The organism is Inquilinus sp. YAF38 (assembly GCF_052113205.1).
Taxonomy (GTDB): Bacteria; Pseudomonadota; Alphaproteobacteria; order DSM-16000; family Inquilinaceae; genus Inquilinus.
This window is the reverse complement of record NZ_JBFRCU010000132.1, coordinates 1-13,512: the sequence shown is the minus strand read 5'-3', so window position 1 is coordinate 13,512 and position 13,512 is coordinate 1. Positions and strand designations below refer to the sequence as shown.

At 69.1% G+C, this 13,512-nt stretch carries 14 protein-coding genes; 5 read left to right on the top strand and 9 right to left on the bottom strand.

Features of this window, described 5'->3' with window-relative positions; translation table 11 throughout:
• The coding region (locus tag AB4Z01_RS33910) for an adenylate/guanylate cyclase domain-containing protein (RefSeq protein ID WP_441700944.1) at positions 1–768 on the top strand (768 nt) is incomplete at its 5' end.
• On the opposite strand, the gene AB4Z01_RS33905 is transcribed toward AB4Z01_RS33910, so the two are convergent.
• Positions 749–955 carry a hypothetical protein gene (locus AB4Z01_RS33905; RefSeq protein WP_441700943.1) on the bottom strand — a complete coding sequence of 69 codons (207 nt, stop codon included), beginning with the start codon at positions 953–955 and terminating at the stop codon, positions 749–751. The two genes, AB4Z01_RS33910 and AB4Z01_RS33905, sit on opposite strands and share 20 nt — an antisense overlap.
• A 166-nt stretch (positions 956–1,121) precedes the next feature.
• Positions 1,122–2,150: an aspartate-semialdehyde dehydrogenase gene (locus AB4Z01_RS33900; RefSeq protein ID WP_441700941.1), complete on the bottom strand. Its 1,029-nt coding sequence runs from the start codon at positions 2,148–2,150 to the stop codon at positions 1,122–1,124.
• 213 nt (positions 2,151–2,363) lie between these two features.
• Here AB4Z01_RS33900 and AB4Z01_RS33895 point away from each other — a divergent pair, with 213 nt between their 5' ends.
• Complete coding sequence (locus AB4Z01_RS33895) at positions 2,364–2,696, top strand: Mpo1-like protein (RefSeq protein ID WP_441700939.1); 333 nt, start codon at positions 2,364–2,366, stop codon at positions 2,694–2,696.
• Positions 2,697–2,966: 270 nt separating this feature from the next.
• Here the strand turns inward: AB4Z01_RS33895 and AB4Z01_RS33890 are convergent, their stop codons facing one another.
• From AB4Z01_RS33890 to AB4Z01_RS33875, 4 genes are all read right to left on the bottom strand, one after another.
• On the bottom strand, positions 2,967–4,349 hold the full coding sequence (locus AB4Z01_RS33890) for an OmpP1/FadL family transporter (protein ID WP_441700937.1): 1,383 nt from the start codon (positions 4,347–4,349) through the stop codon (positions 2,967–2,969).
• A gap of 327 nt (positions 4,350–4,676) precedes the next feature.
• Complete coding sequence (leuB, locus tag AB4Z01_RS33885; protein ID WP_441700935.1) at positions 4,677–5,792, bottom strand: 3-isopropylmalate dehydrogenase; 1,116 nt, start codon at positions 5,790–5,792, stop codon at positions 4,677–4,679.
• 155 nt (positions 5,793–5,947) lie between these two features.
• On the bottom strand, positions 5,948–6,556 hold the full coding sequence (gene leuD / locus AB4Z01_RS33880; RefSeq protein ID WP_441700933.1) for a 3-isopropylmalate dehydratase small subunit: 609 nt from the start codon (positions 6,554–6,556) through the stop codon (positions 5,948–5,950).
• Between the two features lie 74 nt (positions 6,557–6,630).
• The gene (locus AB4Z01_RS33875; RefSeq protein ID WP_441700931.1) at positions 6,631–8,091 is read right to left on the bottom strand and encodes an MFS transporter; all 1,461 of its coding nucleotides are present in this window, start codon (positions 8,089–8,091) and stop codon (positions 6,631–6,633) included.
• 106 nt (positions 8,092–8,197) lie between these two features.
• Here AB4Z01_RS33875 and AB4Z01_RS33870 point away from each other — a divergent pair, with 106 nt between their 5' ends.
• The gene (locus tag AB4Z01_RS33870) at positions 8,198–9,004 is read left to right on the top strand and encodes a helix-turn-helix transcriptional regulator (protein WP_441700930.1); all 807 of its coding nucleotides are present in this window, start codon (positions 8,198–8,200) and stop codon (positions 9,002–9,004) included.
• 100 nt (positions 9,005–9,104) lie between these two features.
• Here the strand turns inward: AB4Z01_RS33870 and AB4Z01_RS33865 are convergent, their stop codons facing one another.
• A complete protein-coding gene (locus tag AB4Z01_RS33865) occupies positions 9,105–10,226 on the bottom strand; it encodes a vWA domain-containing protein (protein WP_441700928.1) in 1,122 nt (373 codons plus the stop codon).
• A gap of 221 nt (positions 10,227–10,447) precedes the next feature.
• Between AB4Z01_RS33865 and AB4Z01_RS33860 the strand changes: the two genes are divergently transcribed.
• Together AB4Z01_RS33860 and AB4Z01_RS33855 are read left to right on the top strand one after the other, a co-directional pair.
• Complete coding sequence (locus AB4Z01_RS33860; protein ID WP_441700926.1) at positions 10,448–11,179, top strand: 2OG-Fe(II) oxygenase; 732 nt, start codon at positions 10,448–10,450, stop codon at positions 11,177–11,179.
• A gap of 86 nt (positions 11,180–11,265) precedes the next feature.
• Positions 11,266–11,859, top strand: coding sequence for a HutD/Ves family protein (locus AB4Z01_RS33855; RefSeq protein ID WP_441700924.1), 594 nt, complete (start codon positions 11,266–11,268; stop codon positions 11,857–11,859).
• 40 nt (positions 11,860–11,899) lie between these two features.
• Here AB4Z01_RS33855 and mepA read toward each other — a convergent pair whose 3' ends face one another.
• The gene (gene mepA / locus AB4Z01_RS33850) at positions 11,900–12,754 is read right to left on the bottom strand and encodes a penicillin-insensitive murein endopeptidase (protein WP_441700922.1); all 855 of its coding nucleotides are present in this window, start codon (positions 12,752–12,754) and stop codon (positions 11,900–11,902) included.
• A gap of 95 nt (positions 12,755–12,849) precedes the next feature.
• Entirely contained in the window at positions 12,850–13,377 is a 528-nt protein-coding gene (locus tag AB4Z01_RS33845; protein WP_441700921.1) for a hypothetical protein, read from the bottom strand.
• Between the last annotated feature and the right edge of the window lie 135 nt (positions 13,378–13,512).

Sequence of the window (13,512 nt, the reverse complement as noted above, 5' to 3'; positions counted from 1 at the left end):
GTGCTGGCCTGGGCCGGAGCCCGGCCATTCGAGGCCGACGAGGCCGCACGGCTGCGCCAGGCCGCGCGCTTCGCCGCCGCGCCGCTGTCGGCCCTGGCCTCGCGGGCGGCGCTGGCCGCCCTGCTGGAAGCCTATCTCGGCCGGCGCAGCGCCGCCCGGGTGCAGGCCGGCGCGCTGCGGCGCGGCGCCGGCGAGACCATCCGCGCCGTGCTGCTCTGCGCCGATCTGCGCGACTTCACCGCCCTGTCCGAGGACATCGAGCCGGCCGAGGTGATCGCCACGCTGGATGCCTGGTTCGACCGCATCGCCGGGGCGGTGCACGCCTTCGGCGGCGAGGTGCTGAAATTCATGGGCGACGGGCTGCTGGCGATCTTCCCGGTCACCGACGCCCCGGCCGAGATCTGCGAGGCCCGCGGGGCCTGCGATGCCGCGCTGCGCGCGGTCGCCTCCGCCCGCGCCGGCATGGCTCATCTCGACGCCACACGGCAGGCCCAGGGCCGGCCGCCGCTGCCCTTCGGGGTGGCGCTGCATCTGGGCGAGATGATGTGGGGCAATATCGGTGCCGCCGACCGGCTGGACTTCACCGCCATCGGTCCCGCGGTCAACCTGGTCAGCCGGCTGGAGGGGCTGTGCCGGCCGCTGGGCCGCGCGGTGCTGATCTCGGGCGCGCTCGCCGCCGAGACCACAGCGCCGCTGGTGCCTCTGGGCGACCACCCGCTGCGCGGCATTGCGGCGCCCTGCGCCGTCTTCACCCTGCCGGATGCGTGACCGGGCCGGAAGCACCCGCCAGCAGTTCTTCGCAGAGCTCGGCGATCACCAGCCAGGTCGCCACCCAGTGGCTCCGGCCCCCGCAAAAATCGGCCTGGCGGCGCGCCTCGTCCGGCGCGGCCGGGCCGTGCCGGCGCAGCAGCACTCGGGCGGACAGTTCGAGCTCATGGGCGGTCAGGCGGCTCATGCTCGGTTCAACAACAGGGGGGACACCATCCCCATCTATGGAAATTAAATAAAATTGTCCAGGTCGGAACGGACGGATAACCAAAAGGATTAGGAAGATCGGCCCGACGTGAAGACGAAAGGGGATCCCGGCCGGGATCCCCTTTCGCAACGATGATCGGATGGTGTCAGGCGGTCTTGCGCAGATGGCCGTCCTTGACCAGGAGCTCGGCGATCTGGACCGCGTTCAGCGCCGCGCCCTTGCGCAGATTGTCGGCGACCACCCAGAAGGACAGGCCGTTCTCGACCGTGGAATCCTCGCGGATGCGGCTGACGAAGACCTGGTCCTCGCCGGCGCATTCAACCGGGGTGACGTAGCCCTCATCCTGCCGGTGGTCGACCACCGCGACGCCCGGCGACCGCTTCAGCGCGGCCCGCGCCTCGGCGGCCGAGATCGGGTTCTCGCACTCGATGTTGACCATCTCGGAATGGCCGATGAAGACCGGCACCCGCACGCAATGGGCGACGACCTTGATCGCCGGGTCGAGGATCTTCTTGGTCTCGACCATCATCTTCCACTCCTCCTTCGTCGACCCGTCATCCATGAAGGAATCGATGTGCGGGATGACGTTGAAGGCGATCTGCTTGGTGAACTTCTCCTTCACGACCGGGTCGTTCACGAAGATGGCGCGGGTCTGGTTGAACAGCTCGTCCATCGCCTCCTTGCCGCCGCCGGAGACCGACTGGTAGGTCGAGACCACGACGCGGCGGATCTTGGCCAGGGCGTGCAACGGCCGCAGCGCCACCACCAGCTGGATGGTGGAGCAGTTCGGATTGGCGATGATGCCCTTTCGGCTGAACTGGGCGATCGCCTGCGGGTTGACCTCGGGCACCACCAGCGGCACGTCCGGGTCCATCCGGAAATGCGAGGTGTTGTCGATCACCACCGCTCCGGCCTTGGCCGCGCGCGGGCTGTGCACCGCCGAAATCTTGGCGCCCGGCGACGACAGCACGATGTCGATGCCCTTGAAGTCGAACTTGGCGAGATCCTGCACGTCGAGGACGTCGTCCTCGCCGAAGGAGACCTGGCGCCCGACCGAACGCTCCGACGCCAGGGCGACGACCTTGTCGACCGGAAACTCCCGCTCGGCGAGGATGGAAAGCATCTCGCGACCGACATTGCCGGTGGCTCCGATGACCGCGACCCGATAGCCCATGTCTGTAATCCGGCTTGTTCGATTGCTGTAACGGATGCACTCGGTAGAATGGTTGCCAGTCTGCGCGCAACGGCGCAGCCATGCGATTCGTGCGTGACGATCATGCCGGCAAGCGCCGGCTGGTCGCTGGACTGAACAGGATTCCCGAGATCCGGCTATAGATGGGCCGCCCCGGGAGGCCTGCAACCCTCGCATCGGATGGGAGGCACCGCGATGGCCGACAAACTGCCGAGCTATTCCGCCTTCTGGCCCTATTACCTGCGCGAGCATGCCCGGCCACGGACGCGGATGCTGCATTTTTTCGGCACCAGCCTGGCCCTGCTGTGCCTGGTGCTGCTGATCGCGACCGGCAGCTGGTGGTGGCTGCCGGCGGCGCTGGTCGCCGGCTACCTGTTCGCCTGGATCGGCCACTTCTTCGTCGAGCACAACCGCCCGGCCACCTTCACCTATCCGCTGTGGTCGCTGCTCAGCGACTTCCGCATGTATGGGCTGTGGGTGTCCGGCCGGCTGGGGGACGAGTTGCGCCGGGCAGGTGTGAGTTCGTAGGGCCTACCTCAGGTTGATACTCTATTTTTATTGTCATCCTCGGGCTTGACCCGAGGATCCAGGGGCTTTCAGAGCGGCTCTCCGTGGCCCCTGGATTGCCGGGTCAAGCCCGGCAATGACAATAAAAGTTTAGGTCAGCACCTAGGTCTGCAACCCGAAAAGCTTAACCGGACAGCCGTGGGCTTGACCCGGCAATCCAGAGAGCGTCGACAGCCTCTGGATGCCCGGGTCATGCCCCGGGCTTGACAGTGTGGAGGGCGGAACGAGCCGTTAAAATCGATACCGCAGCCCAAGCGCCACGATGTCGACGCCGCTGTCGTTCTTGGCGTCGTAATCGACCTGCGTTTCCAGCGGCGTGCCGACATAGAAGTCGCGCTCGGCGTCCATCTTGCGGCCGTCGATGAAGACGTGGGTATAGGCGAAGTCGACCGACAGGTTCTCCATCACGTCGTAGCTGGCACCGGCCGACAGCCAGTAGCGGTCGCCGTCCGGGGTGCGGCTGGAGCGGTAGCCGGCCTTGGTCGGCGTCGGGTCGTACTGGAAGCCGGCGCGCAGGGTCAGGTCGTCGTTCCAGTAATATTCGCCGCCGATCGAGACGCCGACCGTGTCGTGGTAGCGCTGCTCGTTCACCAGGTCGTCGCCGCCGTCGGAGCGCTTGACCCTGATCTCCTTGAACGACGACCAGCCGTACCAGGTGATGCCGCCCAAGAGCGCGATCTGCGGCGTGATCTCCTGGCGGATGCCGAAGCTGAGGATCGGCGGCAGGTTCAGCTTGGCCCGGCCGCCGGTGGCGAAATCCGCGCTCGCCGGCAGCCCCGGCAGCGGCGGGAAGTCGATGCCGTCGAGCTTGGCCTTCCCGTCCAGCATATGGTCCATGCCGGAGCGGAAATGGACGCCGAGCCGGGTGCCTTCCACCGGCTGGACGATGGCGCCGATGTTGTAGCCCACGGCCCAGCTTTCGCCCTTGATCGACAGGTCGCCGTCGTCGGAGAAGGCCGGCAGCAGCGCGCCGACCGGGTTCGGCACCTTGCTCTCGAGCTTGGCGAAGGCATAGGAGATGTCGATGCCGCCGCCGACCGACAGCCAGTCATTCACGCGGTAGGCCACGGTGGGCGAGAAATTATAGACCATGAGCTGGGTCTTGGTCGCGTCGTAGCGGCCGAACCAGTTGCCGTTGTACTCGCTCTCCAGCCCGAAGGGGGCGCCGAGGCCGAAACCGACCCACAGGCGGTTGTCGGTCGACGGCACCGGCAGGGCGACATAGCCGTGCGGCACCAGGGTCGGGTCGTAGGGATTGTTGCTCCTGCTCCCGCCCGAGATCCCGCCCGGCGGCGGGTCGAAGATGCCGCGTGGCGTGCGCAGGGCCGGATAGTCGATGGTCGAGCCGTCATCGGTCAGCTTGGAATCCGGGATCAGCAGGCTGCCGCCGAACTGGATCTCGCCCTGCTTCAGGAAGCCCATGCCGGCCGGGTTGAAATAGACGGTGCTGGCGTCGTCGGCCGCGGCGGCGGAGCCGGCGAAGGCGCGGCCGAGGCCGGTCACGCTCTGCTCCTGGATGTAGAAGCCGGCCGCATTCGCCGCCCCGGCCCCGAGCCCCGCCCAGGCGGACATCGCCGCCACCCCCAACGCCAGACGCGATATCCCCTGCTTCATCTCGGCGCGTTCCCCCCTCATGACCGGTTTGTTGCGCAATGTTGCGCTTGTAACGTTTACGTCACGACAAACCCGGCAGCGCCGTCAAGCACTGTTCAAGATCTCGATGAGACTGGATACCTGCGAAGCGGCGAAACCCAACCGGACGCTACGTCAACCGGCCACAAAAAGTGCCACGGGAAAGAACAGTCTGAACTATCCACAGCGGCATCCGGCGAGAATCGCGTAAAATTGATTCGGTTGTGTGCCGGGACTGCCGAAATGCCAGACAAAAAGGGCGGAGCCGACGGCCCCGCCCTTTCGCACTGCACAATTACTGAGAAGAGGTCAGTGCGAGCGGGCGGCCATCGCCTCAAGGATGGCGGTGCCCATGTCGCCGGTCGACACCACCTGCGTCGCCCCGGTGCCGGCGATGTCGGCGGTGCGGATGCCGCGGTCGAGCACATCCGACACCGCCTGCTCGATCAGGTCGGCCTCGGCGCCCAGGTCGAAGCTGTAGCGCAGCATCATGCCGAAGCTGAGCAGGGTGGCGATCGGGTTGGCCTTGCCCTGGCCGGCGATGTCGGGCGCCGAGCCGTGCACCGGCTCGTACAGCGCGCGGCGGCGGCCGGTGGCGTCAGGGGCGCCGAGCGAGGCCGAGGGCAACATGCCGAGCGAGCCGGTCAGCATCGCCGCCTCGTCCGACAGCATGTCGCCGAACAGGTTGTCGGTGACGATGACGTCGAACTGCTTGGGGTTGCGCACCAGCTGCATGGCGCAGTTGTCGGCCAGCATGTGGCTGAGCTGGACATCGGAATACTGCTCCTGGTGCAGCCTGGTCACCTCCTCGCGCCACAGCCGGCCCGATTCCATGACGTTCATCTTCTCGACCGAGCACAGCCGGTTGCCGCGCTTGCGCGCCAGCTCGAAGGCCACGGCGGCGACGCGGCGGATCTCCGAGGTGGTGTAGACCTGGGTGTTGATGCCGCGGCGCTCGCCATTGCCGATGTCGGTGATGCCCCGCGGCTCGCCGAAATAGACGCCGCCGGTCAGCTCGCGCACGATCAGGATGTCGAGGCCCTCGACCACCTCGCGCTTCAGGGTCGAGGCGTCGGCCAGGGCCGGGTAGACCAGCGCCGGGCGCAGGTTGGCGAACAGCTCCAGGTCCTTGCGCAGGCGCAGCAGGCCCGCTTCCGGCCGGATCGAGAAGTCGACCGCGTCCCATTTCGGCCCGCCGACCGCGCCGAGCAGCACAGCGTCGACCGCCAGCGCCTTTTCCATGGTGGCGTCGGTGACCGGCACGCCGTTGGCGTCGATCGAGCAGCCGCCGACCAGCTGCTCGTCGATGTCGAAGCCGACCGCGCGGTGGCTGCCCAGCCACTCGGCGGCGCGCTTGACCTCGCCCATCACCTCCGGGCCGATGCCGTCACCGGCCAGGACGAGGAGCTTCTTGTTGGCAGCCATGGGGAAACGACCTTCAGCGGGGTTGGAGGAACGATGGTGGAAAAGGACTTCCCTTCTCCGTTTTCCGTCATCCCCGCGAAAGCGGGGATCTCGCGACAGTCCTGGAAGAGATTCCCGCTTTCGCGGGAATGACGACTAAGGGATGGGCAGTCGCGTCAAGCCGCCAGCCAGGGCTGGGCCGTCTTGCGCTTGGCCTCGAAGCTGTCGATCTCACTGGTCTGCTGCAGCGTCAGACCGATGTCGTCGAGGCCGTTGATCAGGCAGTGCTTGCGGAACGGGTCGAGGTCGAAGCGGAGCTTCTGACCGTCCGGCCGGGTGATCTCCTGCTTCTCCAGATCGATCGTCATGGTCGAGTTGGCGCCGTTCTCCGCGTCCTTCATCAGCTCCTCGATCTGCTCCTGCGGCAGGGCGATCGGCAGGATGCCGTTCTTGAAGCAGTTGTTGTAGAAGATGTCGGCGAAGCTGGGCGCCAGCACGCAGCGGATGCCGAAATCCAGCAGCGCCCAGGGCGCGTGCTCGCGCGACGAGCCGCAGCCGAAATTGTCGCCGGCGACCAGGATCTGCGCCTTCTGATAGGCCGGCTGGTCGAGCACGAAATCCTTCGGGTTGCCCTGCTCGTCGGTGCGCAGCTCGTAGAACAGGCCGGCGGCGAGGCCGGTGCGCTTGATCGTCTTCAGGAACTGCTTCGGGATGATCATGTCGGTGTCGACATTGACGATCGGCAGCGGCGCTGCGACGGCGGTGAGCGTGGTGAAGGGCTGCATGGCGGCGGCTGTGCTCAAAGGGGAGGACTGTAACGTCATGCCACAGCCGGCCGCCGGCCCAAAGCGCCGAATCGTCACCCTCCCCGCGGTGCAATTTTCGGCAGGGCGAACAGCAGGCCGAAGGTGACCAGGGTCGCCAGCCCGCCATAGCCAGCCGCGGCGGCGAAGGCGCGGGCATAGGCGGCGGCCTCGCCGACACCGGCGGCGCGGGCCCCGTCCAGCACCGCGGCGAACAGGATCCCGGCCACGGCCACGCCGAAGGCGCCGCCGACCTGCTGCATGGTGCTGAGCATGCCGGAGGCCGAGCCGATGTCGCCGTCGCGGATGCCGCCCAGCACGGTGTTGAGCAGCGGCGTCATCAGCAGCCCCTGGCCGGTGCCGAGCAGCAGCAGCGCCGGGATCAGCGCCTCCGCCTGCAGCGGCGCGCCGACCAGCGCCGTGGCKGCGGCGACGAACTCGCCCAGCGCCGCGATCGCGGCCCCGGCCATCAGCACCGCGCGCCGATGCTCGGGCGCGACCCGGCCGGCGGCGATCGAGGCGATCATGAAGGACACGGCGGCCGGCGAGAACACCAGCCCCGCTGCCAGCGCCGAGCGGCCGAGCCCGAGCTGCGCCAGGAAGGCATAGGCGAGATAGACCGAGTTCAGCGTCGAATAGAACACCAGCGCCAGCAGCACGCCGACGGCGAAGGCGCGGTCGCGGAACAGCGCGGTCTGCAGCAGCGGGAAGGCGCCGCGGCGCGACCGGGCGTGCTGGTGCAGGGCAAAGATCGCGAGCACCGGCACCGCGGCGGCGAGCATGGCCAGCGACCAGCCCGGCCAGCCGGCCTCGCGCCCCTCGATCAGCGGATACAGCAGCAGGCCGAGGCCGAGCGCGCTCAAGGCCACGCCCGCGAGGTCCAGCCGCTGCCCCGGTTTCACGACATCCGCCGGGATCAGCCGCGGCGCCGCCAGCGCGGCCGCGAGGCCGACGGGCACGTTGAGCAGGAAGATCGGCCGCCAGCTCAGGCCCCACAGGTCCGCGGCCACCAGGATGCCGCCCAGCACCTGCCCGGCCACCGCGGCCAGGCCCAGCACCACGCCGAGCGCGGCGAAGGCCTTGGCGCAGGCCTGCGGCTCCGGGAAGGTGACGCGGATCAGCGAGAACACCTGCGGGAACAGCATCGCCGCCGCCACGCCCTGCAGCAGCCGGGCCAGGATCAGCGTTTCGGCGCTCGGCGCCAGACCGCACAGGGCCGATGTCACGGTGAAGGCGAGCAGCCCGGCGACGAACATTCGCCGCCGCCCGCGCAGGTCGCCCAGCCGCCCGCCGGTGATCAGCGCCACCGCATAGGCCAGGCCGTAGCCGGCCACCACCAGCTCGGCCTCGCCATAGCTGGCGCCGAGCCCCAGCCGGATGCTCGGGATCGCCACATTGACGATCATCACGTCCATCACGGTCATAAAGGGTCCGAGCAGCATCACGGCCAGGCCGAGCCAGAGTCGCGCCGGGATCGCCGAGCGCGCGGCCGCGGCGGGATAGGTCACATCGGTCATTCGGGATCTCCATCGGCGGACCAGAAGCTCCGCCGCGACAGAGAGTGGGGAATGGCCTATAATAGGAAAAGATAAGTTCTTATCCTATTAGTAGAAGCAACAGCCTATGGCCGTCACCAGCCTGCAGCGCACCGCCGACCGCCGTGCCCTGTCCGACTTCGTGCGCGACCGCCGGGCCCGGACCATGCCGGACGAGGTCGGCCTGCCGGCCGGATCCCGCCGCCGCACGCCGGGGCTGCGGCGCGAGGAGGTGGCCCAGCTCGCCGGGGTCGGGGTCACCTGGTACACCTGGTTCGAGCAGGGTCGCGCCATCCAGGTCTCGGCCGACTTCCTGGAGCGGGTGTGCCGGGCGCTGCAACTGGACCCGGCCGAGCGGCAGCACCTCTACGCCCTGGCGCAGCACCGGCCGCCGCCGCATGCGGCCCCCGGCCTGCCGACGGTCTCGCCGATCCTGCAGGCGCTGTTGGACAGCCTGCCGAACCCCGCCTACATCAAAACCGCGCGCTGGGACATCGTCGCCTGGAACGCGGCGAACACCGCGATCTTCGGCGACTACGCGCTGATCCCGCCGGACCAGCGCAACAGCCTGTGGATGATCTTCGCCGACCCGCGCTGGCGCCGGATGATCCCGGACTGGGAGACCGCCGCCCGCCGCGTCCTGGCCAAGTTCCGCCTGGACCACGGCCGGGTCGGCGGCGACCCCGCCTTCACAGCGCTGGTCGAGGCGCTGCAGGCGGCCAGCCCGGAATTCCGCCGCTGGTGGCCGGGCCAGGACGTGGCGGAGCGCAGCGAAGGGATCAAGCGCATCCGGCACGACACGCTGGGCCTGCTGGAATTCGCCCACGCCACCTTCACCGTCGAGGGCGCGGCCGATTTGCGGATGGTGACCTACACGCCGGTGCCGCGGGGATAGGAGGACGTAGGTTGGGTTCGCGGTAGCGAACCCAACATCGCACAGCCCGAGCCGGTGTTGGGTTCGCAAGCGCGAACCCAACCTACGAAGCCGAGGCCCCCTACTGCAGCTGGATCTGCAGCGTTTCCTCCACCGCCCGGTCGAAGCTGTCGGTCGAGGCCGTGTCGCCCTGCTTGGCCTGCTCGGCGGCGATATAGGTGTCGCGTTTCCCGACCAGCTCCGCCATCTGCGTCGTCAGAGTCGCGCGCTCGGCCCGCTGCTGCTCGACATAGGCCTGCCGCTCGGCCGCCGACTTGCCCTGCAGCACCGCCGGCAGCTCGCCCTCCGGCACCGCATCCAGCGACTTGGCGCCGGCGGCGATGTCGGCCACCAGGTCGCCGGCGCCGGTCACCACCTCGCTGCGCCCGGACCGCTTGCTGTAGAAGCCGGAATTGTCGGCCTGCACCGAGGCCGGGGCCGCGGCCCGCTGCTCGATCTTGCCGAGCATGCTCTCCTGCTGCCGGGCCGAGCCGTAGGGGATCACCGTGGCGTCGATCCGGCGCTGGAGGATGATGATGTCGCCGTCATAGGGCGTCTCGATCATCACCACCTGGCCGCCATCCTGCGGGATCGGGATGTAGCGGCCGGCGCCGCGCTGGGCGATGTCCTGCCAGATCTGCCGGGTGTCGCCGGCGTCGCCCGCCTGCACCGCGTTGACCACGATGCCGGCGCGGCGGGCGGCGGCCGTCACCTCGGGGTATTTCGGGGCGTTGGCATAGTCCATGTGCGGCGGCGCGTCGCCGACCAGGAAGACGATCTTCCGCGTCGCTTGGTCCTGGCTCCAGCGCAGCTTGTTGACCGAGGCGTGCAGCGCCTCGTTCACCGATTCCGGCCAGTCGCCGCCGCCATCGGCGCGCAGCTGCAGCAGGTCGCCATATAGCCCCTGGATGTCCGTGGTCAGGTCGTAGGTGCGGGCGACGTAGTCGTCGCCGCGGTCGCGGTAGATCACCAGAGCCATGCGGATCTCGGCATCCGGGTTGGTCTCGACGATGCTGGTGGCGATCGACCAGATCTTGCGCTTGGCGCCGTCGATCAGCCCGGCCATCGACCCGGTGGTGTCGAGCACGAAGGCGACCTCGACCCGCGGCCGGACCTGGCCCTGGGCAGCCCAGGCCGGCGCCGCCAGCGTCGCGGCCAGCGCGGTGCCCAGCAGCAGGGTGCGGGCGGTCAGACGCTTCAACATGGCACTCTCCCTTGAATCCCCGGCCCCTCGGCCGGGTTCGTCGGGTGGTATCGGCCCGGGGCAAGTCGTTTCCGGGGCGGAACGAAGCCGCGTCCTCCGCAATCCGGCCATGGTGCTGTGCCAGGGGACGGGTCCTGCCGCAATTTGACCGCAAGAGCCGGAGTGCCCCTCGGCGTCGGACGCGCCACCTTGCTGTCATGACAGCGACAAGGAGCCGACCGATGCCCCGCACCGCCCTTCGCCCTGACGACACCCTCGACCGCGTGTCCGGCATCGACTGGGACGCCGCGGCGGCGGAGCTGGACCAGCACGGCGCGGCGGTGCTGCCGGCGCTGCTGACGCCGCAAGAATGCCGCGCCATCGCCGCGCTGTATCCCGAGGACAAGCCGTTCCGCAGCCGGGTGGTGATGGCCCGGCACGGCTTCGGCCGCGGCGAGTACAAGTATTTCGCCTATCCTCTGCCCGACCCGATCGCCGGGCTGCGCGCCGCCCTCTATCCCCGGCTGGCGCCGGTGGCCAATGGCTGGAACGCGCGCATGGGAATCGACACCCGCTATCCGGACCGGCACGAGGCCTTCCTGAAGGCCTGCCACGCTGCCGGCCAGACCCGGCCGACGCCGCTGCTGCTGCAATACGAGCCGGGCGATTTCAACTGCCTGCACCAGGACCTGTATGGCGACCTGGCCTTCCCGCTGCAGGTCGCGATCCTGCTGTCGGAGCCCGGCCGCGACTTCACCGGCGGCGAGTTCGTGCTGACCGAGCAGCGGCCGCGGATGCAGTCGCGGCCCGAGGTGGTGCCGCTGCGCCAGGGCGACGGCGTCGCCTTCGCCGTGCACCACCGCCCGGTCGCCGGCACCCGCGGCGACTACCGGGTCAATCTGCGCCACGGCGTCAGCCGGCTGCGCAGCGGCCGGCGGCACACGCTCGGCATCATCTTCCATGACGCCAGATGATGCCGACGTCGTGATGCGATCCCGGGTGGACGCGGCTCATCCTATGGTATCATTTTCGGGTTCTGCTGCCCGAGGTCGCGCCGTCCATGCCCAACCGCATCATCCCGCCCGCCCAGCACCGACTGATGCCCTGGCGCAACGGCGGCGGGCGGACGGCCGAGATCGCCTTCGAGCCGGCCGACAGCCCGGCCGGATTCCGCTGGCGGCTGAGCCTGGCCGAGGTCGAGTCGGACGGACCCTTCTCCGCCTTCCCCGGCTGCTGCCGCACCATCATGCTGCTGTCCGGCCAGGGCATGGAGCTGACCATTGCGAAGCCCGGCGCGCCCCCGCGCACGGTCCGCATCGACCGGCCCTACCAACCCTTCGACTTCGACGGCGAGGCCACCACCAGCTGCAAGCTGATCGCCGGGCCGGTGCGCGACCTCAACGTCATCGCCGACCGCTCGCTGCAGATCGATTACCGGGTGGCGGCGCTGGACGACGCCGACGCGGTGCTGGAGCCGGCGCCGGTCTGGCTGTTCCATGTGCTGCGCGGCACCGCGGTGATCGACATCGGCCGCCACCTGGCGGTGACCGAGGGTGAGACCGCGGTGATCTCCGACGAGGACGACCGCGCCCCGCATCTCCGTGGCGCCGAGGCCGACAGCCTGGTCTATGCCGTGGCCCTGCGGCCGCGATAGACCTCTAGCCCGGCGCAGGTCCCTATGGCCGTGCCGCTCGCTACGGCGCGTTCAGCACTGCCGTGCAGGCGGCGGGCAGCGGCGGCGGGACGTAGGGCTTGCCGCCCTTCCGCGGCACCGGCGCCCGCATCGGGAACCAGGACATCAGGTCGGACCCGCAGCCGTCGCCGGGCGGCGCCGGGTCCTGCTCGCGGCACAGCGGGCTGCCGGAGGGGCAGCCGATGCGGATGTGCAGATGCTCGTTGTGGCCGGTCCAGGGCCGCACCCGGTTCAGCCAGGACCGGTCGTCCCAGGTCATTGCGCACAGCTCGCGCTTGATCGCCGGGTGGATGAAGATGCGCTCGACCCGCGGCTCGGTCGCCGCCAGGCGGATCAGCTGCGCCTGCTGCGGCGACAGCGCACCGCGTGGGATAGTGTCGGTCCAGGCCCCGGTGATGAATTCCGGCTTCAGCGTCTCGCGCTGGTCGCGCGCCAGCAGCGGCAGGTCGAGCCGGAGCCAGATGTCGGCGTCCAACCCGTTCTCATGCGCCGCATGGTCGGTGATCGGCCCACCGCGCGGCTGGCCCATATCGGCGATCAGGAGCGGCGGCAGCCCTGCCGCCTCGGCCCTGCGGCCGAGGTCCGCCAGCGTCGCCACCAGGGTCGGATGGCCCCAGTTGCGGTTGCGGCTGAGCCGGATGATCTGATAGCCGGGGCCTTCCGGCGGCAGCTGCACCGCGCCGGCGATGCAGCCGTTGGAATAGCTGCCGATCACCTGCGGCGGCCCCTGGGTGCCCAGCCGCACCTGGCTCCAGGCGGGGTCCTCCCCGGCCGCCCCGGCCGGCGCCGCCGCCAGCAACAGGGGGGCCAGCATCCAGGCGGCGGCCAGCGCCGCCCCGATCCGTGTCCCGATCACGCAACCCTCCATGCCCCGACTCGCCCCGCCAGGATGCGCGTCCTCGGGATAGAGATGAAGCCCGTTGGCGATGTCGTCAGAGCTGCGCAAACCAGTCACATCGTCTCGTATGAGACGAGATCCTTCGTCATCACGCCGCATTGGACGCATGTGACATCGAGCGCGAACCAACCGAAACCGTCGGGCCATCGCTCTGGATCGAACTCGTCCCCCGCCTCGGCGACGAAGTCCTCCCGCCCCTCGGTGCTGATGGTGACGATTCCGGTGTGATGGAGTCCGCCGCAGGACTGGCACGCCCATGGCACAAGAGGCGGCCGCGTCCGCGCTGCCATCTCCGGTTCATGGCAGACGAAACCGTTCCAGCCATGGAAGTCGGCGTCGAACAGCAGGTTCTTCCGGCCACAGCCTGTGCAATGCGCTTTCAGCAGGAAAAAGAACTGCCCGCCGATCTTGGCGGTGCTGGGAATCTGCCGGCCCTCATGCTCCTGGGCCTGACCCGGGAACAGCAGCCTGAACTGGACCGAACTGCAGCTACAGCGTACAGCCGCCTTCAACGACGCCTGGTCGAGGCCCGACTCCAAGGGAACCACGCAGTCAATCAAATGCGTCGGTACCGGCATCATCGACGTCTCTCCCGCTCGGGGCTGGAATTCGGGATGATGTCCGCCGGGCTGGCGGAAGGGAAGCCGTAACGTCGCGGCCGCTCGCCCTTGCACCTTGCCGCTGGGGGGGCCACGTCGCTACATCAGGGGAAGCCC

What these genes read in the sequence shown, in the direction of transcription:
- AB4Z01_RS33870 (WP_441700930.1), top strand. Translation starts at nt 8,198, where the DNA reads ATGGCCGTCACCAGCCTGCAGCGCACCGCCGACCGCCGTGCCCTGTCC.
- leuD (WP_441700933.1), bottom strand. Translation starts at nt 6,556, where the DNA reads ATGCAGCCCTTCACCACGCTCACCGCCGTCGCAGCGCCGCTGCCGATC.
- leuB (WP_441700935.1), bottom strand. Translation starts at nt 5,792, where the DNA reads ATGGCTGCCAACAAGAAGCTCCTCGTCCTGGCCGGTGACGGCATCGGC.
- AB4Z01_RS33900 (WP_441700941.1), bottom strand. Translation starts at nt 2,150, where the DNA reads ATGGGCTATCGGGTCGCGGTCATCGGAGCCACCGGCAATGTCGGTCGC.
- AB4Z01_RS33865 (WP_441700928.1), bottom strand. Translation starts at nt 10,226, where the DNA reads ATGTTGAAGCGTCTGACCGCCCGCACCCTGCTGCTGGGCACCGCGCTG.
- AB4Z01_RS33860 (WP_441700926.1), top strand. Translation starts at nt 10,448, where the DNA reads ATGCCCCGCACCGCCCTTCGCCCTGACGACACCCTCGACCGCGTGTCC.
- AB4Z01_RS33845 (WP_441700921.1), bottom strand. Translation starts at nt 13,377, where the DNA reads ATGATGCCGGTACCGACGCATTTGATTGACTGCGTGGTTCCCTTGGAG.
- AB4Z01_RS33905 (WP_441700943.1), bottom strand. Translation starts at nt 955, where the DNA reads ATGAGCCGCCTGACCGCCCATGAGCTCGAACTGTCCGCCCGAGTGCTG.
- AB4Z01_RS33855 (WP_441700924.1), top strand. Translation starts at nt 11,266, where the DNA reads ATGCCCAACCGCATCATCCCGCCCGCCCAGCACCGACTGATGCCCTGG.
- AB4Z01_RS33890 (WP_441700937.1), bottom strand. Translation starts at nt 4,349, where the DNA reads ATGAAGCAGGGGATATCGCGTCTGGCGTTGGGGGTGGCGGCGATGTCC.
- AB4Z01_RS33895 (WP_441700939.1), top strand. Translation starts at nt 2,364, where the DNA reads ATGGCCGACAAACTGCCGAGCTATTCCGCCTTCTGGCCCTATTACCTG.